Raw genomic sequence first — 24,175 nt, 5'->3', positions numbered from 1 at the left:
GCGTGGTAGGGATCATCGTGGCCGGCGCGTTGCCGATGGCTCTCATTACGGGATACGGGACCGCGGTCCGCACACGGAAGGACGGCTGTTGGAGGCGCACCGACCGACAGGTCGATCCGACGAGGGAACCTTTCGACTGCTGCTACCGACTACCGGTAGGACGCAGCTCCCGCCCGTCTGCGTCGATCACCCAGCCCAGCAGTGCCCACTGTCGCGCGGTGCCACCCCGATGCGTGGAGCGCCGACAGCTATCCGGACGGGGGCACCTACACGACGGGCTACCCCGGCTACAACCTCCTGACCCTGGTCTTCGACACGTTGCTGGTCCTGGGTCCCGGCAACCAGGTCACCTCGCTGCTGGCGACCGGGCTGACCACCAGTCCGGACAGCAGGGTCTTCACCCTGCCGTTGCGTACCGACGTCTCGTGGCACGACGGTAAGCCGTTCGGAGCCGAGGACGTGGCATTCACCATCGACTACTACCGCAAACACGACTCGGTACGGTTCGCGGGCCCGCTGGCGGTCGGCGACACCGTCCAGGTACACGGCGTGGCTGCACGGCCGTGGCCGGCTGTTTCGCTCCGACAACCCAACGGTCGTCCGGAGACCGGACCGCGAAGCCCGTCACCGCTGCGTCCGCATCCGTCCGCTCGCGGTCCACCCGCACGTCGGGGCAGCCGGCGGTGGCCGGGTGCCAGGAGCCGTCGTCGGCGCGTACGGCGTGCGAACGGCAGTGCTCCTCGTCGACATAACCCCACGCCAAGAGAAGTTTCCGGCCCGCGTACCGATAGCGCCCGACGCTCGCCGTGCGTCCGCTCTCATCGTCGCGGTGGTAGATCTCCGCGCGCAGGCCGGGTACGGGGACGCCCTCGAACGCTGCGTCGGGGTCGATGCGGTGCGAGTGCGGCGGAGTAGATCCATTCGCGGGTGGGGTTCCAGCGCATCTTCGTTTCGTGGCCGAGGGCGACGTCTTCGATGTCGATGAGGATCTCGGCTTTGCGTTGCCGGTTCCATACCTGCCGGCCGGCGTAGCGGGGGTTTAGCAGGATGACGCGTACGGCGCTCTTGGCCCAGGCGTTGCCGTGTCGGTGGGGGTTGCGTCGCGGGTCGGCCGCAGACGGGGACGGGATGCCGCCGCGGGTGAGTCCTTCGGCGATGGCGTAGATGCCGGAGCCGGCGAGGGACTCGCGGTAGATCCGGGCGACGACTGGTGCGGTGAGCGGGTCGGGTTCGAGGCGGTGCAGTCGTCGTCCGTCGGCTGCCTTGCTCGGGTTGGGGTGCGGTCCGGCGTCGGCGAGCCGGTAGCCGTACGGGGGTCGGCCGCCGAGGAATCTGTCCTCGGTGGCGGCCTGGGCGGCCATCGCTGAGCGGACTCGGATCTTGATCCGGTTCCGTTCGCCTTTGCTCATTCCGCCGTAGAGCGACATGACGAGGTCGTGGGCGTCGCTGCCCGGGTCGACTGCGCCGCCGACTTCGGGAATCCACAGCAACTCGTCGCGGTGGATCATCTCCTCCGGCCGGCGTTGCGGGTCGAGGAGGGTGTCCGTCCGCATGTAACGTGCGTAGTCCGTGCTCCCCTGGCCGGGCAGCACGGGTGAGTAGTCTTTCTTTACAGAACCGCCCCTTTCGATGCCGATGAGCCCGACCCTCGGTCGTCTCCACGGATCGTCGCGTGGCCATTACCCAGTGACAACAGGCAATTGATCTTCGGGGCCCCGCCGGTCGACGTCGGGACGGGGGAGATCCCGATCTGCGCTTCTTGCCAGGAAAGCGCCCCCTTGTCGGTGCGTTTGATGGGCGAAGTCGGTCACCCGGCCGGTGAAATCGCCGGTGGCCGGTCGCGTCGTCGTGACGTCCGGTTCAGACGGTGGCGGGTCGGGTTGGCTCGTCCGGTGAGGACGGCGTCGGCCGTCGATCGGCCCGGGTGGGGCCCGTCACCCGGGCGCGCGGGATAGCCCGATCAGGTCAGTAGGAAATTCGTTCGGCGGGGCGCGTCGATTGCCGCCACGTGAAAGGTACGTTACGCCTGCGTGATGGCCCTTTCCGGACAGCTGTCCGAAGTAAACAAGGTCACCTTGAGTAGTGTGCGCTGGTCGGCGCCGGCAGGCCCCGTGTGCTGGCTGGTGTGGCACGCGCCGCCGTGGCACGCGCCGCCGTGGTGAAACCCCTGCTCGGGGCGGGCCGGCGGGGGATATTGGTCGGTCCTGATGGTTGTGGTCGTCGGTTAATCCGCAATGGAGCTTGCTCCGAAAGAACTGCTACCGATCCACAACAGAGCACCCAAAACCGACACCGTGAGGTCACTGAGCACTTTTCGCGTTCCACTGCTAGCATTCCCCTCGTGGCCCGCTGGAGGTTCGCGGGGGCGTCATCGGGTCAATGCTGGGACGGAATGCCGGGCAGGTGTTCTGGCCTTCGGGCTGCCGATACTCCTGCCCTTTTCCGGCCTGGCGCACACGGGCTGACGGTCGCTCTGCGTATTGAGGTGAGCTGTGGGGAAACGTCAAGGCGGACGATGTCCGGCCGTTCTCGGTCGGTCACATTCGCCGCGCCGACGACGCGTTCCGTCGCGGCGCCGAGAACGTGCCGTCCTGGCCCAGCCCACCACCGCCGTCGCCCTGAGCTGGTGAGACTCTCCCTGCCGCCCGGGGCGGCCCGCACTTCCTGACCCGTAGAACCGCGCCAGTCACCCACCGCGTCGGCAGCCTTCCCCGGTCGGCCCACCTCTCGCCGCGTACCGCTCGCCGGCGAACGAGCCCGGCCAGGTGGAGGATTCTCCCGTTTAGGACAAGTGCATGCGTCACGACGATCCGGAAGTCCCGAGTCACGATTCCCTCACCGCTGTCCAGGTGGAGACCTGGCTGCGGGAACGGCTGGCTGCGCAACTCGACCTCGACGCCGCCGGCCTGGACGCGTACGAACGGTTCCACCGGTACGGCCTCAATTCGCTGCGCGCCGCCGGCCTCATCGCCGCGCTCGCCGAATTCGTCGGACGGCCCCTTCCGGCAACGCTTGTCTGGGATCATCCCACCATCGACTCGTTGGTCCGTTTCCTTACCCGTGGCGACGAAGAGAAGGCCACGCCGAGTAGGCGTCCGATTACCCGGGAATCGGAGCCGATCGCGATTGTCGGAATGGCGTGCCGCTTTCCCGGCGCCCCGAACGTCGGGGCGTACTGGAAACTGCTGACGCAGGGTGTCGACGCGATCACTGAAGTGCCGGCCGGGCGGTGGGACATCGAACAGTTCTTCAGTTCCGCGCCGGACGCCCCCGGCAAGATGAACACCCGCTGGGGCGGCTTCCTCGAACACGTCGACCGCTTCGACGCCGGCTTCTTCGGACTCGCCCCCCGCGAGGTCCTCCAGATGGACCCGCAGCAGCGCCTCGTCCTCGAGCTGGCCTGGGAGGCCCTCGAAGACGCCGGGATCGCCCCGGGATCCCTGCGGGACAGCGCCACCGGCGTGTTCTGCGGGGCGATGTGGCACGACTACGGCCACCTGTTCGGTCACCACGCCGAGGACGTCACCGCGCACACCGCGACCGGGCAGGACCTCAGCATCATCGCGGCCCGGGTGTCGTACCTGCTCGGGCTCCAAGGGCCGAGCCTGGCCGTCGACACCGCCTGCTCGTCCGCGCTGGTCGCCGTCCACCTCGCCTGCCAGAGCCTGCGTACCGGTGAGGCGACGATGGCGTTGGCCGGCGGGGTGAACCTGACCCTTGCCCCGGAGAGCACGGTGGCGATGTCGAAGTTCGGGGCGATGGCCCCGGACGGCCGCTCCAAGGCGTTCGACGCCCGTGCCAACGGCTACGTCCGTGGTGAGGGCGCCGGCCTCGTCGTACTCAAGCCGCTGTCCCGGGCGCTGGCCGACGGCGACCCGGTGTACTGCGTGATCGCCGGCTCCACGGTCAACAACGACGGTTTCAGCAACGGCCTGACCGCGCCGAACCCGCAGGCGCAGGTGGCGATGCTGCGGGCCGCGTACGACCGGGCGGGCGTCGCCCCGGACCGGGTGCACTACGTGGAGACCCACGGCACCGGCACCCTGCTCGGCGACCCGATCGAGGCGAACGCGATCGGTGCCGTCCTGGGCGCGGGCCGGCCGGCGGAGCGTCCGCTCGCGCTGGGCTCGGTGAAGACCAACATCGGTCACCTGGAGGCCGCCGCCGGCATCGCCGGCCTGATCAAGGCCGCTCTGGCCGTCCGGCACCGGACCATCCCGGGGAACCTCCACTTCGAGGCGCCCAACCCGCACATCGACTTCGACGGGCTGCGGCTGCGGGTGCCGCGCACCACCGAGCCGTGGCCGTACCCCGAGGAGACCCCCCTGGCCGGGGTCAGCGCGTTCGGGTTCGGGGGCACCAACTGCCACGTCGTGCTGGCCGGGGCGACCGCGCAGCCGGTCCAGCTCCTGCCGCTTGCCGCAGCCACCGAGGCCGGACTGCGCGAGCTGGCCGGTATCGTCCGGGACGCCGTGGCCGGTCCGGTCGACTCGGCCGGTGCCGTCCGGGACGCCGCCACCGGACCGCTCGACCTGGCCGGGCTCGGCTGGACCCTGGCCGGCCGGAGCGTCGAGCAGCCGTACCGCACGGCGGTGACCGCGCGGACCGGCGACGAGCTGGCCGCCGGGCTCGACCGGTGGCTCGCCGACCCTGCCGGTACGACGGCGGAGGTGACCACGTCCGCTCCCCGGGTGGTGTTCGTGTTTCCGGGTCAGGGTGGTCAGTGGGTGGGGATGGGTCGGGAGTTGTGGCGTCGGGAGCCGGTGTTTCGGGAGGTGGTGTTGGCGTGTGAGGGGGCGTTTGCGGGGTTGGTGGATTGGTCGTTGGTGGAGGTGTTGGAGGGTGGGTCGGTCCTGGAGGGGATCGATGTGGTGCAGCCGGTGTTGTTTGCGGTGCAGGTGGGGTTGGCGGCGGTGTGGCGGTCGTGGGGTGTGGAGCCGGCGGCGGTGGTGGGGCATTCGATGGGTGAGGTGGCGGCGGCGTGTGTGGCGGGGGCGTTGTCGTTGGGTGATGCGGCTCGGGTGATCTGTGTGCGGAGTGGGTTGATGCGGCGGGTGTCGGGGGTGGGTGCGATGGCGGTGGTGGGGTTGGGTGCGGTTGAGGTGGGGGAGGTGGTGGCTGGGTTTGGTGGTGAGGTGGTGGTGGCGGCGTGGAATGGTCCGGTGACGACGGTGGTGGCGGGGTCGTCGGGTGCGGTGGATGCGGTGGTGGGGGAGTTGTCGGGTCGGGGGGTGTTCGCGCGGCGGGTGCAGGTGGATGTGGCGTCGCATTCTCCGCAGGTGGATGGGTTGCGTGATGATCTTTTGGCGGGGTTGGTGGGGGTGTCGCCGCGGGTGGCGTCGGTGCCGTTGTATTCGACGGTGCGGGGTGAGGTGTTGTCTGGTGTGGAGTTGGGGGCGGGGTACTGGTGGGAGAATCTGCGGGAGCCGGTGCGGTTCGCGCCGATGGTGGAGCGGTTGCTGGTTGATGGGTTGACGTGTTTTCTGGAGGTCAGTCCGCATCCGGTGTTGGGTGGGGCGATCGAGGAGTCGTGTCGGCGTTCTGGTGGTGGGGTGGTCCTCACCTCCACCCGACGAGACGAGGACGAGCGCGGTGCGCTGCTCGACACCGCCGCCACCCTCTACCGGCTCGGTCACCCGTTGCACTGGCCCGCCCTCTACCCGCAGGACCTCACCCCGGTCGACCTGCCGCTGCCGGACGCGCCGACCCGACCCGCCGCGCCGACCACGCCCGTCCCACCGGCGGTCGACGACGCCGGGCCCACCGCCGACGAGGTGACCGCCGCCGTCGACGCGCGGACGGCGCAGGACCCGGTCCTCGTCCCGCTCTCGGCCCACACCCCGGACGCGCTGACCGACCTCACCCGACGCACCGTCGACCTGCTCGGCCGGCACCCGAACGTACGACTGCGCGACCTCGGCCACACCGCCGCCCTCCGGCGGGACCACCACGCCGTTCGGCTCGCCGTCGCCGCCACCTCCCACGCCGACCTGGTGGAGAAGCTGACCGTCCGGCTCGCCGACGACCGTCCGGCCACCCCCGTGCCCGCCGGAACCGCCCGCAAGGTGGTGTTCGTGTTTCCGGGTCAGGGTGGTCAGTGGGTGGGGATGGGTCGGGAGTTGTGGCGTCGGGAGCCGGTGTTTCGGGAGGTGGTGTTGGCGTGTGAGGGGGCGTTTGCGGGGTTGGTGGATTGGTCGTTGGTGGAGGTGTTGGAGGGTGGGTCGGTCCTGGAGGGGATCGATGTGGTGCAGCCGGTGTTGTTTGCGGTGCAGGTGGGGTTGGCGGCGGTGTGGCGGTCGTGGGGTGTGGAGCCGGCGGCGGTGGTGGGGCATTCGATGGGTGAGGTGGCGGCGGCGTGTGTGGCGGGGGCGTTGTCGTTGGGTGATGCGGCTCGGGTGATCTGTGTGCGGAGTGGGTTGATGCGGCGGGTGTCGGGGGTGGGTGCGATGGCGGTGGTGGGGTTGGGTGCGGTTGAGGTGGGGGAGGTGGTGGCTGGGTTTGGTGGTGAGGTGGTGGTGGCGGCGTGGAATGGTCCGGTGACGACGGTGGTGGCGGGGTCGTCGGGTGCGGTGGATGCGGTGGTGGGGGAGTTGTCGGGTCGGGGGGTGTTCGCGCGGCGGGTGCAGGTGGATGTGGCGTCGCATTCTCCGCAGGTGGATGGGTTGCGTGATGATCTTTTGGCGGGGTTGGTGGGGGTGTCGCCGCGGGTGGCGTCGGTGCCGTTGTATTCGACGGTGCGGGGTGAGGTGTTGTCTGGTGTGGAGTTGGGGGCGGGGTACTGGTGGGAGAATCTGCGGGAGCCGGTGCGGTTCGCGCCGATGGTGGAGCGGTTGCTGGTTGATGGGTTGACGTGTTTTCTGGAGGTCAGTCCGCATCCGGTGTTGGGTGGGGCGATCGAGGAGTCGTGTCGGCGTTCTGGTGGTGGGGTGGTCCTCACCTCCACCCGGCGGGACACCGGGGAACGACTCACCATGCTGGACACCGCCGGTGAGCTGTACCGGCTGGGCGTCCGGCTCGACTGGACGGCCCTGCACCCCGGCGCCGGCGAGGTCGTCCGCCTCCCCGAGTACCCCTGGCAGCGGGAACGCCACTGGCCGGAGCACACCGTCCGGGCCGGCCAGCCGGTCGGCCACCCGCTGCTCGGCGCACGCGTCGAGTCCTCCCTCGACCAGGGCACCCACCTCTGGACCACCGACCTGCACGTCGACCGGCTGCCCTACCTCGCCGACCACCGGGTCCGGGGCCAGGTGCTGCTCCCCGCCACCGGGTACCTGGAGATGGCGCTGGCCGCCGCGACCGACCGGCTCGGCCCGGCCGTCTCCGTCGCCGACCTGGAGATCACCGAACCGCTCGCGCTGAGCGATCGGCCGGTCACCGTCCAGGCGACCCTCACCGGCCACCCGACCGGCGGGTTCGCATTCCAGTGCGCCAGCCGCCAACCCGACGAGGACGGCCGCCCCGGCGACTGGCTCGTCCACGCCCGGGGCACCGTCCGCCGCACCGGCGACACCGCCCCGGCCGCCGACGCCATCCGACCCGAACTGCCCGAACCGGGCGAAACCCACTACGCGGCGATGCGCGCCCGGGGACTCGACTACGGCCCCCACTTCCAGGGCGTACGACAGCTCCGCCGAACCGACGGCGAGGCGTGGGCGCAGGTCCACGGCGAGGCCGGCGGCGGCTACACCATGCACCCCGCACTGCTGGACGCCTGCCTCCAGGTCGCCCTCGCCGCGCTCCCGACGCAGCCCGCCGACACCTACGTGCCGGTCGGCGTCGAACGCCTCGACCTGCGGGACCGCCCCGGCACCGAGGTCACCTGCCACGCCCGGCTCCGCGAAACCACCGACACCGACGAGCACACCGCCGACCTGACGGTCCACGCCCCGGACGGCCGGGTCCTGGTCGTCGTCACCGGCCTACGGCTGCGCCGCCTGGCCCGAAGCGTGGCCGGCGGCGCCGACCTGCTCTACCAGATCCGCTGGCAGCCCGCCCCGGGCCTGACCGCCGACGCCGGTACGGCCGACCTCACCGGACGGTGGCTGCTCCTCGCCGACCGGGACACCACCCTGGACGCCGCGCTGACCGCCCGGGGCGGCAGCTGCGTCGTGGCCCGCCCCGGCGACCGCTACCAACGTCTCGGGCCGGACGCCTACCAGGTCGACCCGACCTGCCCCGAGCACCTGCGCGACCTGCTCGCCGAGGTCCTCGCTTCGGGGCAGCCCACCCTGCGCGGGGTGGTGCACCGCTGGGCGCTGGACACGGTGGTACCCGGGACGGACACCGCCGACGGCTGGGAACCCAACCACCGGCTGGTCGCCGACAGCGTCCGGCACCTGGTCGCGGCGCTGCACGACGTACCCGGCACCACGCGCCCCCGGCTCTGGCTGGTCACCCGGGACAGCCAGGCCGTCCGCCCCACGGACCGGGCTACGGCGGTCGCCCAGGCCCCGCTCTGGGGGCTCGGCCGGACCATCGCGCACGAACACCCGGACCTGGACTGCACCCGCGTCGACCTCGGGACGGACCTGCCCGACGAGGACGCCGCGCTGCTCACCGCCTTGACCGCCCCGGTCGAGGAACCCGAACTCGCCCTGCGCGGCACCGACGTGCTGGTCTCCCGCCTGGTCCCGGCCACCGCCGAGGAACCGACCGTCGACCCGGAGCCGGCCGGGGACCGCCCGTTCCGGCTCGCCGTCGACCGGGTCGGCACCCTCGACCAGCTCCACCTGCGCGCCGTCGCCCCGCTCGCCCCGGGGCCGGGGCAGGTGCTGGTCGAGATTCGGGCCAGCGGGCTGAACTTCCGCGACGTCCTGAAGACCCTAGGTCTCTACCCCGGGCTCGACGACACCGCCGAGGTGACGCTCGGCGACGAGTGCGCCGGGGTTATCGCGGCGGTCGGACCGGACGTCACCGACCTGCGGATCGGCGACCCGGTGGTGGCGGTCGCCCCGCACGGCATCGGCAGCCACGTCCTCGCCGACGCGCGGCTCGTCGCGCCCAAACCCGAGCGCCTCGACTTCGCCGAGGCCGCCACCATCCCGATCGCCTTCCTCACCGCCGCGTACGCCCTGGAGCACCTCGCCCGGATCGAGCCCGGCGAGCGGGTCCTGGTGCATGCCGCCGCGGGCGGGGTCGGGCTGGCCGCGGTGCAGCTCGCCCACGCCGCCGGGGCGGAGGTGTTCGCCACCGCCGGCAGCAACGAGAAGCGCGCCCACCTCACGTCGCTGGGCGTGCGGCACGTGATGGACTCCCGGTCGGCGGCGTTCGCCGACCAGGTCCGCGCCGAGACCGACGGGCGGGGCGTGGACGTCGTCCTCAACTCGCTCTCCGGGGACCTCATCGCGCACGGCGTCGGCGCGCTCGCCCCGTACGGGCGGTTCGTGGAGATCGGCAAGCGGGACATCTACCAGGACCGGTCGCTCGGGCTCGGCCCGTTCCGCCGGAACCTGTCGTTCTTCGCCGTCGACCTGGACCTGATGTTCACCGAGCGCACCGCGCTGGTCGGCGGGCTGCTGCGGCGCATCGTCGCCCGGGTCGACGCCGGGGAACTCCAGCCGCTGCCGGTGCGCCGGTTCCCGGTGGGCCAGGCGCAGGACGCCTTCCACCTGATGGAGCAGGCGGGCCACATCGGCAAGATCGTGCTGACGGTGACCGACCCGGCCACGGTCGAGGTCCGTCCCGCCGCCGGTGTCGGCCGGCTGCCCGCCGACGCCAGTTACCTGATCACCGGCGGGTTCGGCGGGCTCGGCCTGCGGGTCGCCCGCTGGCTCGCCGAGCGGGGGGCCACCCAGCTCGTCCTGGTCGGCCGCAGTGGCGCATCGGCCGCCGCGCAGCCCACCCTGAACGAGTTGGCCGACGCCGGCGTCCGGGTGGCGACCTTCGCCGCCGACGTCACCGACCCGGCCGAGGTGGCCCGGGTGCTCGACCACGTCCGCGCCCACCTGCCCCCGTTGCGCGGTGTGGTGCACGCCGCCGGGGTTCTCGACGACGGCATCCTGCTCCAGCAGACCGGGCAGCGGTACCGGCGGGTGACCCGTCCCAAGGTCGACGCCGCCTGGCACCTGCACACCCAGACCGGCGTCGACCCGCTGGACTTCTTCGTCCTGTTCTCCTCGGTGACCTCGGTGCTCGGCTCACCCGGGCAGAGCAGCTACGCCGCCGGGAACGCCTTCCTGGACGCGTTGGCCCACGCCCGTCGGGCGGCCGGCCTGCCCGCGCTCAGCGTCAACTGGTGTCCCTGGTCGGCGGTGGGTATGGCGGCCCGTCTGGAACAGGGCGGCCAGGAGGCGCTGCGCGGACTGCGGGCGATCACCCCCGACCAGGGCGTCGCGGTGCTCGGCGCGCTGCTTGGGCAGCAGAGCGCCCAGGTCGCGGTGATGCCGTTCGACGCCGCCGAGTGGGTGGCCGCGTACCCGGCCGCCGGGCGGACCAACCAGCTCGCGCTGCTCGGCACCGCAGCCGCCGAGCGGCCCGCGTCGGACGGCGTTCGGGAACGCTTCCTCGCCGCCCCGCCGGGTCGCCGTCGGCGGGCCGCCGTCGAGGCGTACGTCTGTGAGGAGGCGGCCCGGGTGCTGCGGCTGGCCCCGTCCCGGGTCGGGGTGGGCACGCCGCTGCGCAGCCTCGGCTTCGACTCGCTGATGTCCCTCGAACTGCGCAACCGGCTCGAGGCCGGCCTGCACCTGGCGCTGTCCGCGACGCTGATCTGGAACTACCCGACGATCGAGGTGCTCGTGCCCTACCTCGCCGACCGGCTGGGCGTTCCGCTCGACGCCCCGGAGGAACCCCCGAAACAGGACGAGTCGACCGAATCTGCCAACCATGCCGACCCCACCTCCGGCGACCAGACGGGCGACGACGACCTGGGCGGGCTCTCGGTCGACGACCTCGAAGCGCTTCTCGCCCAAGAGCTCAACGACCTCGAGTCCTGACGGCGACAAGGAACCGACATGTCCTCAGCACACCCCTCGGCGGCGACGCTGCAACGCGCGTTGACCGCGGTGCGCGACCTACGCGCCAAACTCGAGGCCACCGAGCGCGCCCGCACCGAACCGATCGCGATCGTCGGTCTGAGCTGCCGGTTCCCCGGCGGCGCGAACAGCCCGGAGGCGTTCTGGGCGCTGCTGCGCGACGGGGTGGACGCGATCACCGAGGTCCCGGCCGACCGGTGGGACGCCGACACCCTCTACGACCCGGACCCGACCGTGCCCGGCCGGGTCAGCAGCCGCTGGGGCGGCTTCCTCGACCAGGTGGACCGCTTCGACGCCGCCTTCTTCGGCATCTCCCCCCGGGAGGCCGACCAGATGGACCCGCAGCAGCGGATCATGCTGGAGGTCGCCTGGGAGGCCCTGGAGCACGCCGGCCAGACCACTGACCGGCTTGCCGGCAGCCAGACCGGCGTGTTCGTCGGCGTCCACAGCCACAGCAACGACTACACCTGGCTCCAGTACGCCGACCCCGACCAGATCGACACGTACACCGGCACCGGCACCTCACACAGCGTCGTGGCCGGGCGCATCTCGTACCTGCTCGACCTGCGTGGGCCCAGCGTCGCGCTGGACACCGCCTGCTCGTCGTCCCTGGTGGCGGTGCACCTGGCCTGCCAGAGCCTGCGCGCCGGCGAGTGCCACACCGCGTTGGCCGGCGGGGTGAATCTGGCGCTGGCCCCGCACTTCACCATGGCCACCACCAAGATGCGGATGATGGCCACCGACGGCCGGTGCAAGACCTTCGACGCCGCCGCCGACGGGTTCGTCCGGGGCGAGGGCTGCGGGGCGATCGTCCTCAAGCGACTTTCCGACGCGCGGCGCGACGGCGACCCGGTCCTCGCGGTGATCCGGGGCTCGGCGGTCAACCAGGACGGTCGGACCAACGGCCTGACCGCGCCGAGCGGACTCTCCCAGCAGCTCATCGTGGCGCAGGCGTTGCGCAACGCGGGCGTCGACCCGGCCGACGTGGACGCCGTCGAGGCCCACGGCACCGGCACCGCGCTCGGCGACCCGATCGAGGTCGAGGCGCTCGCCGAGGTGTTCGGCCCGGCCACCGACACCAACCGGCCGATCGCGCTCGGCTCGGTGAAGACCAACATCGGCCACCTGGAGGCCGCCGCCGGCATCGCCGGCCTGATCAAGGTCGTGCTCGCCCTGCGGCACCAGGCGATCCCCGCCCACCTGCACTTCCACGCCCTCAACCCGAACACCTCGTTGACCGGCACCCGGTTCGTCATCCCCACCGAGTCGCGCCCGTGGCCGGCCAGCGACCATCCCCGGTACGCCACGGTCAGCTCGTTCGGCTGGTCCGGCACGAACGGCTGCCTGGTGGTGGGCGACGCCCCGGCACCCGCCGAGCCCGCGTCGGTCGCGCCGACGGACCGTCCCGCGTCGGCCGCCCCGACCGACAGTCCCACGTCGGCTGCGCCCACCGACGCTTCGGCACCGGCCGCGCCCACGGACGGCCTGGCCGACCGGGTGGAGCTGCTGCCGCTGTCGGCGCGCAGCCCGCAGGCGTTGCGGGACCTGGCCGGTGCGTACCGGTCGCTGCTGGCCACCGACGGCGGCCCGGCGCTGCGCGACCTGGTCTGGACGGCCGGGGTGCGGCGCAGTCACCACCCGTTCCGGGCCATGGTGACCGGCCGTACGCCCGCCGAACTCGCCGACAAGCTGGCCGCCCTGGTCGACTTGCCGGTCGACGGAACCGTCCCCGACCCGCCCGCCGGGCCACTCTTCGTCTTCTCCGGGCAGGGCGCCCAGTGGGCCGGCATGGGCCACGATCTGCTGGACCAGGAACCGGTTTTTGCCGAGACCATGCGCCACTGCGACGAGCTGCTCCGCGCCCACACCGACTGGTCGCTGCTGGCCGAGATCCGCGCTGACGAGACCCGCTCCCGGCTGGACCGCACCGAGATCGCCCAGCCCGCCCTGGTCGCCGTGCAGGTCTCGCTGGCCGCCCTGTGGCGCTCGTGGGGGATCGAACCGGAGGCCGTGATCGGGCACAGCGTCGGTGAGATCGCCGCCGCCCACGTCGCCGGGGTGCTCACCCTCGCCGACGCGCTGCGGGTCGCGTACCACCGGGGACGGGTGATGCAGCAGGCGCACGGGCTCGGCCGGATGGCCAGCGTCGCGCTGCCGGTCGCCGAGGCCGAGGCGGTCGTCGCCGGGTACGCGGAGCGGCTCACCGTGGCCGCCGTCAACGGGCCCACCGCCACCGTCCTCGCCGGTGACCCGGACGCCCTCGCCGAGGTGCTCGCCGCGCTCACCGCCCAGGGCGTGGCCAGCCGAATGTTGCGGGTCGAGTACGCCTTCCACAGCCCGCAGATGGCACCGTTCCAGGCCCCGCTGGTGGCGGCGCTGCGCGGGCTCGCCCCGCAGCCGGCCAGCGTGCCGATCGTCTCCACCGTCACCGGACGCGCCGCCGGAGACGGGGACTTCGACGCGGCGTACTGGGGACGCAACATCCGCGAACCGGTCCGCTTCGCCGATGCCCTCGCCGACCTCGGCGTGGAGACCGCCCTGCGGACGGTGGTCGAGGTCGCCCCGCAACCGGTGCTGGCCCGGCCCATCGTCGAGCAGTTCGAAAGCACCGGCCAACGGGCCGTCGTGCTCGCCTCGATGCGGGCCAACGCGGACCCACGGACCACCCTGCTCACCGCCCTCGGCGGCCTCTACCGGGCCGGCCACCCCGTCGACTTCGGACGGCTGCACCCCACCGCCGGCCGGTGCGTGGAGCTGCCGGCGTACCCGTGGCAGCGGCGACGGCACTGGCTGCGCCCGGCAGCCCGACCCGCCGCCGCCCGGCCGGCCGGCGGGCACCCGCTGCTCGGTCGGCGGGCCCGCACCGCCCTGCCCACCTTCGACAGCGTCCTGGACGCCACCGTCGGGGCCCTCGGTGACCACCGCGTCCACGACGCGGCGCTGCTGCCGCTGACCGGTTACCTGGAACTGGCCCTGGCCGCCCACGGCGACCCCGGCCCGGCCCAGGTCACCGACCTGGTGCTGCACGAGCCGCTGGTGCTGCCCGCCGACGCGCCGGTGGCGGTGCAGACCGTGCTCACCCCCGCCGGCGGTGGCCGGAGCAGCGTCGGTGTGTTCAGCCAGCCGGCCACCGCCGTTGACGACCAGCCCTGGACCCGGCACGCGGAAGGCGTGGTGGCCCGGTACGCCCCGCCGCCCGGACCACCGGTCGACGTGGCGGCGCTGCGCGACCGACTCACCCCGGCCGAGGTCACGCCGTTCTACCAGCGGCTGCGCGACGTCGGCATCGGCTACGGGCCGGCCTTCACCGGCGTACGCGACCTGTGGCGGGGCACCGACGAGGCGCTCGGTCGGGTCGCCCTCCCGGCCGACGTGGCCGCCACCGCCGGCGCGTACCGGTGGCACCCGGCGCTGCTCGACGCGGCCCTCCAGGTGGTCCTGGCCGCGCTCCCCGACGACCTGGCCGCTGCCTGGCTGCCGATCGGTCTGGACCGGTTCGCCGCGGCCGCCCCGGCCGGGGCGCAGGTGTGGAGCCACGCCACGCTGCGTCGCCGCGACGACGACACCACCGTCGCCGACCTCGACCTGTACGCCCCGGACGGCACGCCACTGGCCCGGATCGAGGGGCTGCTGCTGCGGCGGGCCGGCCGGGACGCGCTGCGCCGGAACGCCGACCTCGGCTACGAGATCGCCTGGGAGCCGGCGCGGGCACCCCGTCCGGCCGAGTGGGACGGCGGCGGGGCCTGGCTGTTCCTGGCCGACCGGGACGGTTCCGCCGAGGCGCTCGGCGACCTGCTGCGGGCCCGGGGCGACGAGGTCGTCGTGCTGCCCGCCGACCCGGCCGACGACCTGGCCGCCCGGCTGCACGGCCAGCTCACCGCCGACCGGCCGTGGCGGGGCGTCGTGCACCTCGCCGGCCTGGACACCCCTGCGGTTTTCGGGCCGGGGGCCGAGCCGACCACCGGCGACGTGCTGACCGCACACGAACGGACCGTCCGCGTCCTGCTCGACCTGGCCCGGGTGCTCACCGCCGCCGACGGCCCGACCCCGCCGGTCTGGCTGCTCACCCGGGGCGCACGGGCGGTCACCCCGGACGACGCGCCGGTGGCGGTGACCCAGTCGCCGGTCTGGGGCCTGGCCCGGGCGGTCGGCCGGGAACGCCCCGACCTGCGCTGGACCTGCCTCGACCTCGACCCGGCCGACCCCCGGCCGGTCCCGCCGGAACTGCCCGACCTGCTGCGCGCCGCCGACGCCGAGGACCAGCTCGCGCTGCGCGCCGGCACCGTCCATGTGCCCCGGCTGGTGCCGGCCACGCCGCCGGCCGAGGCCGGGCCGGTGCGGCTGGGCATCCGCGCGCGGGGTGTCCTGGAGAACCTCACCTTCGACCCGGCCGCCCGCCGGCAGCCGGCACCGCACGAGGTGGAGATCCGGGTGCACGCCACCGGGCTCAACTTCCGGGACGTGCTCAACGCGCTCGGCATGTATCCGGGTGAGGCGGGACCGCTCGGCCTTGAGTGCGCCGGGGTGGTGGTGGCCGCCGGCGCGGACGTGCCGGACCTGGCCGTCGGGGACCGTGTCCTCGCGCTCGCCCCGGCGAGCTTCGCCAGCTTCGTCACCGTCGCCGCCGACCGGGTCGCCCCGCTCCCGGCGACCCTCGGCCACGCCGAGGCTGCCACGATCCCGGTGGCGTTCTGCACCGCCGCGTACGGGCTGCACCACCTGGCCGCGCTCAAGCCCGGCGACCGGGTGCTGATCCACGCCGCCGCCGGTGGCGTCGGCCTGGCCGCCGTGCAACTCGCCCAGGCGGCCGGGGCGGAGGTGTTCGCCACCGCCAGCCCGGCCAAGTGGCCGATCCTCACCGACCTGGGCGTGCGACACGTCTTCAACTCGCGCACCCTGGACTTCGCCGACCAGATCCGTGAGCGCACCGACGGTGCGGGCGTCGACGTGGTGCTCAACTCGCTCGCCGACGACTTCATCCCGTACAGCCTGGACCTGCTCCGCCCCGGCGGGCGGTTCCTGGAGATCGGCAAGCGGGGCATCTGGGCGGTCGAGCGGGTCGCCGCCCACCGCCCTGACGTCGCCTACCACCCGTACGACCTCGGGGCGGTCGCCGACGACGACCCGGCGCTGATCCGCACCCTGCTGCGGGACCTGACCGCCGCACTCGGGGAGGGCCGGCTCAACCCGCTGCCGCTGCGCGCGTTCGCCCTGGACCGGGCGGTGGACGCGTTCCGCCATATGGCCCAGGCCCGGCACGTCGGCAAGGTGGTGGTCACCCACGAGCCACCGCCGGCCGTGCACCCCGACGCCACGTACCTGGTCACCGGAGGTCTCGGCGGGATCGGCCCGGCGATCGCCCGGTGGCTGGTGGCGCGCGGCGCCCGGCACCTGGTGCTGGTCGGCCGCAGCGCCCCCACGCCGCAGGTCGCGGCGGCCCTGCGCGACCTGCACCCGGACGCGCGGATCCACGTCCGGCAGGCCGACGTGGCCGACCCGGACGCCCTGACCGACCTGCTCGCCGGGATCGCCGCCGACCTGCCGCCACTGCGCGGCGTGGTGCACGCCGCCGGCGTGCTCGACGACGGTGTGCTCGACCAGCAGAACTGGCCGCGCTTCGCCCGGGTGCTCGCCCCGAAGGTCGCCGGTGGCTGGAATCTGCACCGGCTCACCCGGCACCTGCCGCTGGACTTCCTGGTGTTCTGCTCGTCGGTCGCGTCGCTGCTCGGCTCGGCCGGGCAGAGCGGCTACGTCACCGCGAACGCCTTCCTCGACACGCTCGCCCAGCACCGCCGCGCCCGAGGGCTTCCCGCCACCAGCGTCAACTGGGGGCCGTGGGCGGACGGCGGGATGGCCGCCCGGCTCAGCGACCAGCAGCGGCAGCGGCTCGCCGGGCAGGGCTTCCGGCCGCTGACCGCCGACGACGCCACCGCCGCCCTCGGTCGGCTCCTCGACGCGCACGCCGTGCAGGCCGGGGTGTTCGCCGTGGACTGGCCGACCCACCTGCGCCAGTACGGCGGCGACGCCCCGCCGTTGCTGACCCGGCTCGGCGTCACCCCGGCCGCCGCCCCGACCGGCGCGGCACCCACCCCGGCGACCGGCGGGCCGCGCGAGCGGATCACCGCCGCCCACCCCACCGAGCGCCGGCAGCTCCTTCAGGAGTACGTCCGGGACACCGCCGTCACCATCCTCGGGCTGCCCACCAGCCAACCGGTCAACCCGCAGCAACCGTTGCGGGACCTCGGCCTGGACTCGCTGATGGCGGTCGAACTACGCAACGCGCTCGGCGGGCTCGCCGGCCGCGCCCTGCCCAGCACCCTGGTCTTCGACTACCCCACCGTGGCCCGGCTGACCGACCACCTGCTCGGCGAACTCTTCCCCGAGCCGGCCCGACCGTCGCCCACCCCGGCCACCCCGCCGCCGGCGACCCCGGGCCCTGCCCCCGAGGCCCCGGCCGACCTGGTCGCCCGGGTCGCCGCCCTGGACGACGCGGACGTCGAGGCGCTGCTGGCCGCGAAGCTTTCCGCCCTGGAGGTGAGGAACACCAATGAGTGACGCCGGACCGTCCTCTCAGGCGCTCTCCCCGCTCAAGCGGGCCCTGGTCGCCATCGAGACCCTGCAGGCCCGCTTGGACGAGGTCGAACGCGCCCGGACCGAACCGATCGCGATCATCGGGGTGGGCTGCCGCCTCCCCGGCGGCGCGGACGGCCCCGACGCCTTCTGGACCCGGCTGCGCGACGGCGTGGACCTGGTCTCCGAGGTTCCCGCCGACCGCTGGGACGTGGCCGCGTACCACGACCCGGAGCAGGCCACCCCGGGCACCATGAGCACCCGCGACGGCGGCTTCCTCGACCGGGTCGACCAGTTCGAACCGGGCTTCTTCGGCATCTCGCTGGGCGAGGCCGCCAGCATGGACCCCCAGCAGCGACTGCTGCTGGAGGTCGCCTGGGAGGCCCTCGAACACGCCGGTCAGGTGCCCGCCCGGCTCGCCGGCAGCGCCACCGACGTCTACGTGGGCATCAGCACCTGGGACTACTCGCTGCTGCTCGGTGGCGCGCCGATCCGGGGGCTGTCCGGCACCGCGTTCAGCATCGCCGCGAACCGCCTGTCGTACCTGTTCGACCTGCGCGGCGCGTCCATGGCGGTGGACACCGCCTGCTCGTCGTCCCTGGTCGCGGTGCACCTGGCCTGCCAGAGCCTGCGTGCCGGCACCGCCCGGGTCGCCCTGGCCGGCGGGGTGAACGTGATGCTCTGGCCGGAGACCATGGCGGCGTTCTCGCAGATCGGCATGCTCTCCCCGGACGGGCGCAGCCGCACCTTCGACGCCAGCGCCAACGGCTACGTGCGCGGCGAGGGCGCCGGCATGGTCGTCCTCAAGCGACTCTCCGACGCCCGCGCCGACGGGGACCGGGTCCTCGCGGTGATCCGGGGCTCGGCGGTCAACCAGGACGGTCACAGCAACGGCCTCACCGCCCCGAACGGCGTCGCCCAGAAGGCGGTGATCCGGGCCGCGCTCGCCGACGCCCGCACCCCCGGCCACCGGGTCGACTACGTCGAGGCGCACGGCACCGGCACCACCCTCGGCGACCCGATCGAGGTCCGGGCCCTCGGCGCGACCCTCGGCCCGGGCCGCGACCCGGCCCGCCCGCTGCTGCTCGGCTCGGTCAAGACCAACACCGGGCACCTGGAGGCCGCCGCCGGGATCACCGGCCTGATCAAGGTGGCGCTCGCCCTGCACCACGGCGAGATCCCCCCGCACCTGCACCTACGCGCGCTGAACCCGCACGTCGACTGGGCCGAACTGCCGCTGCGGGTGGCCACCGCCCGCACCCCGTGGCCGTCCCCGGCGGGCGCGCGGACCGCCGGCGTCAGCTCGTTCGGCTTCGGCGGCACCAACGCCCACATCGTCCTCGGCGACACTCCGGCCGACGCGGCCGAGCCGCTCGCCTCGGTTGATTCGGTCGCCGACGACCGGCCGGTCCGGCTGCTCACCCTCTCCGCCCGTAGCGAGGACGCCCTGCGCGACCAGGCCCGCCGGTACGCCGACCGGCTCGCCGCGCCACCCACCCCGACCCTCGCCGCGTTCTGCCACACCGCCAACGCCCGCCGCACCCACTTCGCGCACCGCGCGGCGGTCCCGGTGACCGACCTCGCGCAGGCCCGTGCCGCACTGACCGCGATCGCGGCCGGCGAGCGCCCGGACGGCGTCCAGGTCGGCGCCGTCGCCACCGGCACCCGCCGGCGGCTGGCGTTCATCTTCCCCGGTCAGGGCGGCCAACACCGGGACATGGGCCGGGAGCTGTACCGGACCGAGCCGGTCTTCCGGGGTGTGATCGACCGCTGCGCCGAACTCTTCGACGCCCACCACCCGTGGCGGCTGCGGGACGTCCTCTACCCCGACGGCGGGGTCACCTACCCGATCGACGACACCGAGTACGCCCAGCCGACCCTCTTCGCCCTCCAGTGCGCCCTCGCCGCGACCTGGCGTTCCTGGGGCGTCGAACCGGACGCGGTGCTGGGGCACAGCCTCGGCGAGTACGCCGCCGCCTGGGTCGCCGGGGTGTTCAGCCTGGAGACCGGGGTGCGGCTGATCGTGGAACGCGGCCGGCTCACCCGCACGCTCCCGCCGACCGGCATGATGGCCGCCTGCTCCGCCTCGGCGCAGGACGTCACCGCGCTGCTGGACGGGTACGCCGGCCAGGTCGCCGTCGCGGCCATCAACGGCCCCGAGCACACCGTCATCTCCGGCGAGAAGACCGCCGTGCAGGCGGTGCTGGAACGGCTGGAGGAGGACTTCGTGCTCACCCGCCCGCTGCGGGTGTCCTACGCCTCCCACTCGCCGCTGCTGGAGCCGATCCTCGACGAGTTCGAGAAGGCCATCGCCGGGCAGGAGTACGGCGAGCCGCGCATCCCGTTCATGTCCACCTACCAGGCGACCATGCTGCGCTCCGGGATCTGCCACGACGCCGAGTACTGGCGTCACCAGCTCCGCGAGCCGGTCCGCTTCCTGGACGCCACCCGGGCGCTCGCCGCCGAGGGCTACGACACGTTCCTGGAGATGGGCCCGAAGGACACCCTGATCGAGATGGGCAAACGCTGCCTGCCCCGGGGGACCGGCCGGTGGCTGCGGTCGCTGGACCCGGAGGTGGGCAACTGGGAGACCCTCACCGCCAGTGCAGCCATCCTGCACACCGACGGCGTCGAGGTGGACTGGACCGCCTTCGGCGGCGGCGCGCACGCCCCGGTGGACCTGCCCACCTACCCGTTCCAGCGGCGGCGCTGCTGGCTGGACCCGGAACAACTCGCCCAGTACCGCCGGCCGACGGAGGACCCGAGGTGACCCACCACGATCCGGTTCTGGCGGTGACCCGACTCGACTCGGGCATCGTCCAGCTCGCCATCTGCGACCCGACCCGGGAGAACCGGCTCAGCTACGAGCTGGTCGACCAACTGTTCGCCGCCCTCGACGAGCTGGCCGGCGACGAGTCGGTCAAGGTCCTCCTGGTCACCGGCACCCCGGAGATCTGGTGCGCCGGCGGCACTCTCCAGATGCTCCGGGAGATGGCCAGCGGCGTGTACGACGAGCGCCGGCTGCTCGCCCTCGCCGACCGGCTGCTGGGCTTCCCGGTGCCGGTGATCGGCGCCCTCGAGGGGCACGCGGTCGGCGGTGGCCTGGCCCTGGCGCTGTGCTGCGATCTGACCGTCGCCGCCGCGAACCGCCGCTACGCGGTCAACTCCGCCAGCATGGGCTTCACCCCGGCGATGGGCCTGTCGGTGCTGCTGCCGGCCGCCGTCGGTCACCACGTCGCCGCCGAGATGATCTTCACCGGAAAGTACTACAAGGGTCGCGAGCTGGCCGACCGGCGGCTGTTCAACGCGGTCGTACCCGGCGACGAGGTGCTCGCCCACGCCACCGACCTGGCCGAGCAGATCGCCGAGAAGCCGCGCTACGTGCTGGAACTGCTGAAGGAGACGCTGGCGCTGCCCAAGCGCCACGCCCTCCAGGAGGCCATCGCCCGCGAGCCGCTGATGAACCGGATCTGCTTCACCCAGCCCGGCAGCGCCGCGCTGCTCGACCAGACGTACCTGAGCTAGGAGAACTCCCATGCGGGTAGGCATCGAGAAGTTGAACCTGTACGGCGGTCGGGCGTACCTGACGATCGCCGACCTCGCCTCGGCGCGCGGCGGCTCCCTCACCGAGCTGGAACGCCGCCAGATGATCCCGTACGAGTCGCGGGCCATCATCCCGCCGTACGAGGACCCGGTCACCCTGGCCGTCAACGCCACCGAACGGCTGCTCACCGACGATGACCGTGCGCAGATCGAACTGGTCGTGGTGGCCACCGAATCGGCGGTGGACTTCGGCAAGCCCATCTCCACCTGGGTGCAGCGGTTCTGCCGGCTGCCCGCGCACAGCCGCAACTTCGAGGTCAAGCACATGTGCTACGGCGGCACGGCCGCGCTGCGCGTCGCCGCTTCCTGGGTCGCGTCGAACGTCCGCCCCGGCAAGAAGGCCCTGGTCATCAACAGTGACCTGAGCCGCACCCGCAACCACGTGCAGACCGAGGACGACGACCTCGGTGAGCTGATGGCCGGCGGCAGCGCGGTCGCCATGCTCGTCAGCGCCGAGCCGGCGGTGTTCGAGCTGGAACTGGAGAAGGCCGGCTACTGGACCAACGAGTTGTCCGACGCGCTGCGCCCCAACTCGCGTACCGAGATCATCACCGGCACGACCAGCTTCTACTCCTACCTGGACGCGCTGGAGGAGACCTACGAGCGGTACGAGACGATCGTCGGCGAGGTCGACTTCGAGTCGTACTTCCGGAAGAACATCTATCACGCCCCGTTCCCGGGGATGACCAAGGTCGCGCACAAGACCCTGCTCAACCGGCTCGGCGTCACCGACAAGGCCGCCATCGAGGCGAGCTGGCGGGACCGGGTCGCCGCCAGCACCCACTTCGCCCGGCGGATCGGCAGCGCGTACGGCGCGTCCACCTTCATCTGCCTGCTCGGCATGCTGCACACCGCCACCGACCTGGCCGCCGGGGATCGGCTTTCGGTCTTCGCGTACGGCTCCGGCTGCCAGGCCGAGTTCTACAGCGGACTGGTCGGACCGGACGCCACCGGGTACGTGCGCGGCCTCGACCTGGACGCGCACCTCGACTCCCGGGTCCGGCTCTCCGTCGCACAGTACGAGCAGATCGAGAAGGCCTGCGAGACGAACATCGACGAACGCACCTACCAGCCGCTGACCCAGGACGTCGGCGACCTGTACGCCCAGCGCTACGAGGGAGAGCACCTGCTGGTCCTGGAGGCCGTCCGCGACTACCACCGTCACTACCGCTGGAGCTGACGGAATGGACCGCGCGGTACGCACCGAGATCGCCGACGGCGTCTGCTTCGTGACGCTGGCCGCCCCCGCCAACGGCAACGCGATCAACTTCGACCTGATCGACGGGCTGACGGCGGCGCTCGACGCCGTGGACGCCGACCCGGACTGCCGGGCGATGGTGGTCGCCGCCGAGGGGCCGACGTTCTGCCGTGGGCTCGACCTGGAGGCGTTCTTCGTCCACGGCCGGCTCCCGGACCGCGACCAGCTCCGCCGGCTCCCGGCCTGCCTGGCCCGGATCCGGCGGGCCCGGGTACCGGTGATCGCGGTCGCCGACGGCGAGGCCATGGGCGGCGGCGTCGGCCTGCTCGCCGCCTGCGACCTGGTGCTCGCCACCCCGGCCGCGCGGTTCATGCTCTCCGAGCCGATCGTCGGCCTGGTGCCGGCGACCATCGTGCCGTTCCTGCTGCTGCGCATCGGCCCGGCCCGGCTCCGGGCGATGACCCTGAGCACCCGGGGCATCCCGGCAGCCGAGGCGCACACCTGGGGCCTGGTCGACGAACTGGTCACCGATGGCGTCGGCACGGCGCTGCGCGCCCAGCTCCAGCGGATCTTCCGGTCCGCGCCGCAGGCGCTCGCCGAGACCAAGCGCTACTACGACCGGCTCAGCGCCGCCGACCTCGACCAGCAGATCGAGATCGGCCTCGACCAGTTCACCGGCTGGCTGGCCCGGCCGGACGTCCTGGCGGGGGTCACGTCGTTCGGCGAGGGCTTCGCCCCGCCGTGGTTCGCACGCTACCGAGGGCGGACGGATGTTCCAGGTCATTCGGGTACGTGAGGTCGAGCCCGGCGTCGCCGAGCTGACCCTCGACGACGCCGAGCACGACAACCGCCTCAGCGACCGGCTCTGCGACGAGCTGCTGGCCGCCCTGGCCCAACTCGCCCAGGACCCGCAGCTCAAGGTGCTGATCCTGCGCGGCCGGCCGGAGGTGTTCTGCGCCGGGGCGACCATGGAGGCCCTGCAACGGGTGCTCTCCGGTGCCCTGCACGTCAAGGACCTGCTGCTGTCCCGGCCGATGCTGGACTTCCCGGTGCCGATCGTCGGCGCCCTTGAGGGGCACGCCGTCGGCGGCGGGCTGGTGCTGGCGCTCTGCTGCGACCTCGTGGTGGCCGCCCGCAACCGCCGGTACGCGATGAACTTCGCCCGGATGGGCTTCACCCCGGCGATGGGCACCACCGCGCTGCTACCGGCCGCCGTCGGGGCCGCCACCGCCGCCGAGCTGACCCTGACCGCCCGCTACTACCGGGGCGGCGACCTCGACGGCCGTGGCTTCTTCAACGCCGTCGTCCCGGCCGACGAGGTGTTCCCCACCGCGTTGGAGTTCGCCCAGCGCATCGCCGAGAAACCCCGGCACGTGCTGGAGCTGACCAAGGAGACCCTGGCCCAGCCCCGACGCCAACTGCTGCGCGCGGCGATGTCCCGCGAGCACCTGATGCACCGGGTCTGCTTCGGCCGACCCGAGGTCGCGGAGATCGTCGCCGAGACCTACCTCACCTGACCAGCACCACCGATCAGAACAAGGAGACACCTCAAGATGGACCGTCAGCAGGTCGTGGACGTGGTGACCAAGCACATCCGGCTCAACGCCGAGGGCCTGGACGACCAGCCCGTCGACACCACCAAGTCGATGAAGGACTTCGGGCTCGGCAGCCTCGACATCGTCGAGATCGTCTCGGCGTCGATGCGCGAACTCAAGATCCGGGTGCCCCGCACCGAACTGGCCAACCTCAAGAACGTCGACGAACTCGTCGACCTGTTCCTGAAGGTCAAGCAGGAGCAGTAGGTCTCATCTCCCGAGGAAGGGTTCGAGCCCCC

At 72.9% G+C, this 24,175-nt stretch carries 10 protein-coding genes; 9 read left to right on the top strand and 1 reads right to left on the bottom strand.

Annotated elements, in window-relative coordinates:
• Window positions 1–354 precede the first annotated feature (354 nt).
• Entirely contained in the window at window positions 355–915 is a 561-nt protein-coding gene (locus tag OG792_RS34765; RefSeq protein WP_442932490.1) for an ABC transporter substrate-binding protein, read from the top strand.
• Here OG792_RS34765 and OG792_RS21095 read toward each other — a convergent pair.
• Window positions 819–1,553: a recombinase family protein gene (locus OG792_RS21095; RefSeq protein ID WP_329101454.1), complete on the bottom strand. Its 735-nt coding sequence runs from the start codon at window positions 1,551–1,553 to the stop codon at window positions 819–821. The genes OG792_RS34765 and OG792_RS21095 overlap by 97 nt on opposite strands.
• 1,242 nt (window positions 1,554–2,795) lie before the next feature.
• Between OG792_RS21095 and OG792_RS21090 the strand changes: the two genes are divergently transcribed.
• From OG792_RS21090 to OG792_RS21055, 8 genes are read left to right on the top strand one after another with little or no spacing between them, the layout of a single operon-like run.
• Entirely contained in the window at window positions 2,796–10,931 is an 8,136-nt protein-coding gene (locus tag OG792_RS21090; protein WP_329101452.1) for an SDR family NAD(P)-dependent oxidoreductase, read from the top strand.
• Window positions 10,932–10,949: 18 nt separating this feature from the next.
• Entirely contained in the window at window positions 10,950–17,525 is a 6,576-nt protein-coding gene (locus OG792_RS21085) for a type I polyketide synthase (RefSeq protein ID WP_329101451.1), read from the top strand.
• Window positions 17,518–20,310, top strand: coding sequence for a type I polyketide synthase (locus OG792_RS21080; protein ID WP_329101449.1), 2,793 nt, complete (start codon window positions 17,518–17,520; stop codon window positions 20,308–20,310). Before OG792_RS21085 ends, OG792_RS21080 begins: the two co-directional genes overlap by 8 nt.
• Window positions 20,307–21,065 (top strand): polyketide synthase, encoded by a 759-nt coding sequence (locus OG792_RS21075; RefSeq protein ID WP_329101447.1) that lies wholly within the window; start codon window positions 20,307–20,309, stop codon window positions 21,063–21,065. Before OG792_RS21080 ends, OG792_RS21075 begins: the two co-directional genes overlap by 4 nt.
• A gap of 10 nt (window positions 21,066–21,075) precedes the next feature.
• Window positions 21,076–22,323, top strand: coding sequence for a hydroxymethylglutaryl-CoA synthase family protein (locus OG792_RS21070; protein ID WP_329101445.1), 1,248 nt, complete (start codon window positions 21,076–21,078; stop codon window positions 22,321–22,323).
• 4 nt (window positions 22,324–22,327) lie between these two features.
• A complete protein-coding gene (locus OG792_RS21065) occupies window positions 22,328–23,137 on the top strand; it encodes an enoyl-CoA hydratase/isomerase family protein (RefSeq protein WP_329101443.1) in 810 nt (269 codons plus the stop codon).
• A complete protein-coding gene (locus OG792_RS21060; protein WP_329101441.1) occupies window positions 23,112–23,858 on the top strand; it encodes a polyketide synthase in 747 nt (248 codons plus the stop codon). Before OG792_RS21065 ends, OG792_RS21060 begins: the two co-directional genes overlap by 26 nt.
• A gap of 36 nt (window positions 23,859–23,894) precedes the next feature.
• Window positions 23,895–24,143 (top strand): phosphopantetheine-binding protein, encoded by a 249-nt coding sequence (locus OG792_RS21055; RefSeq protein ID WP_329101439.1) that lies wholly within the window; start codon window positions 23,895–23,897, stop codon window positions 24,141–24,143.
• Window positions 24,144–24,175 lie beyond the last annotated feature (32 nt).

It is taken from the genome of Micromonospora sp. NBC_01699, from assembly GCF_036250065.1.
Lineage (GTDB): Bacteria > Actinomycetota > Actinomycetes > Mycobacteriales > Micromonosporaceae > Micromonospora_G.
This window is presented reverse-complemented; position numbering and strand designations above follow the sequence as displayed.

What these genes read in the sequence shown, in the direction of transcription:
- OG792_RS21065 (WP_329101443.1), top strand. Translation starts at nt 22,328, where the DNA reads ATGGACCGCGCGGTACGCACCGAGATCGCCGACGGCGTCTGCTTCGTG.
- OG792_RS21055 (WP_329101439.1), top strand. Translation starts at nt 23,895, where the DNA reads ATGGACCGTCAGCAGGTCGTGGACGTGGTGACCAAGCACATCCGGCTC.
- OG792_RS21085 (WP_329101451.1), top strand. Translation starts at nt 10,950, where the DNA reads ATGTCCTCAGCACACCCCTCGGCGGCGACGCTGCAACGCGCGTTGACC.
- OG792_RS21090 (WP_329101452.1), top strand. Translation starts at nt 2,796, where the DNA reads ATGCGTCACGACGATCCGGAAGTCCCGAGTCACGATTCCCTCACCGCT.
- OG792_RS21060 (WP_329101441.1), top strand. Translation starts at nt 23,112, where the DNA reads ATGTTCCAGGTCATTCGGGTACGTGAGGTCGAGCCCGGCGTCGCCGAG.
- OG792_RS21080 (WP_329101449.1), top strand. Translation starts at nt 17,518, where the DNA reads ATGAGTGACGCCGGACCGTCCTCTCAGGCGCTCTCCCCGCTCAAGCGG.
- OG792_RS21070 (WP_329101445.1), top strand. Translation starts at nt 21,076, where the DNA reads ATGCGGGTAGGCATCGAGAAGTTGAACCTGTACGGCGGTCGGGCGTAC.
- OG792_RS21095 (WP_329101454.1), bottom strand. Translation starts at nt 1,553, where the DNA reads ATGCGGACGGACACCCTCCTCGACCCGCAACGCCGGCCGGAGGAGATG.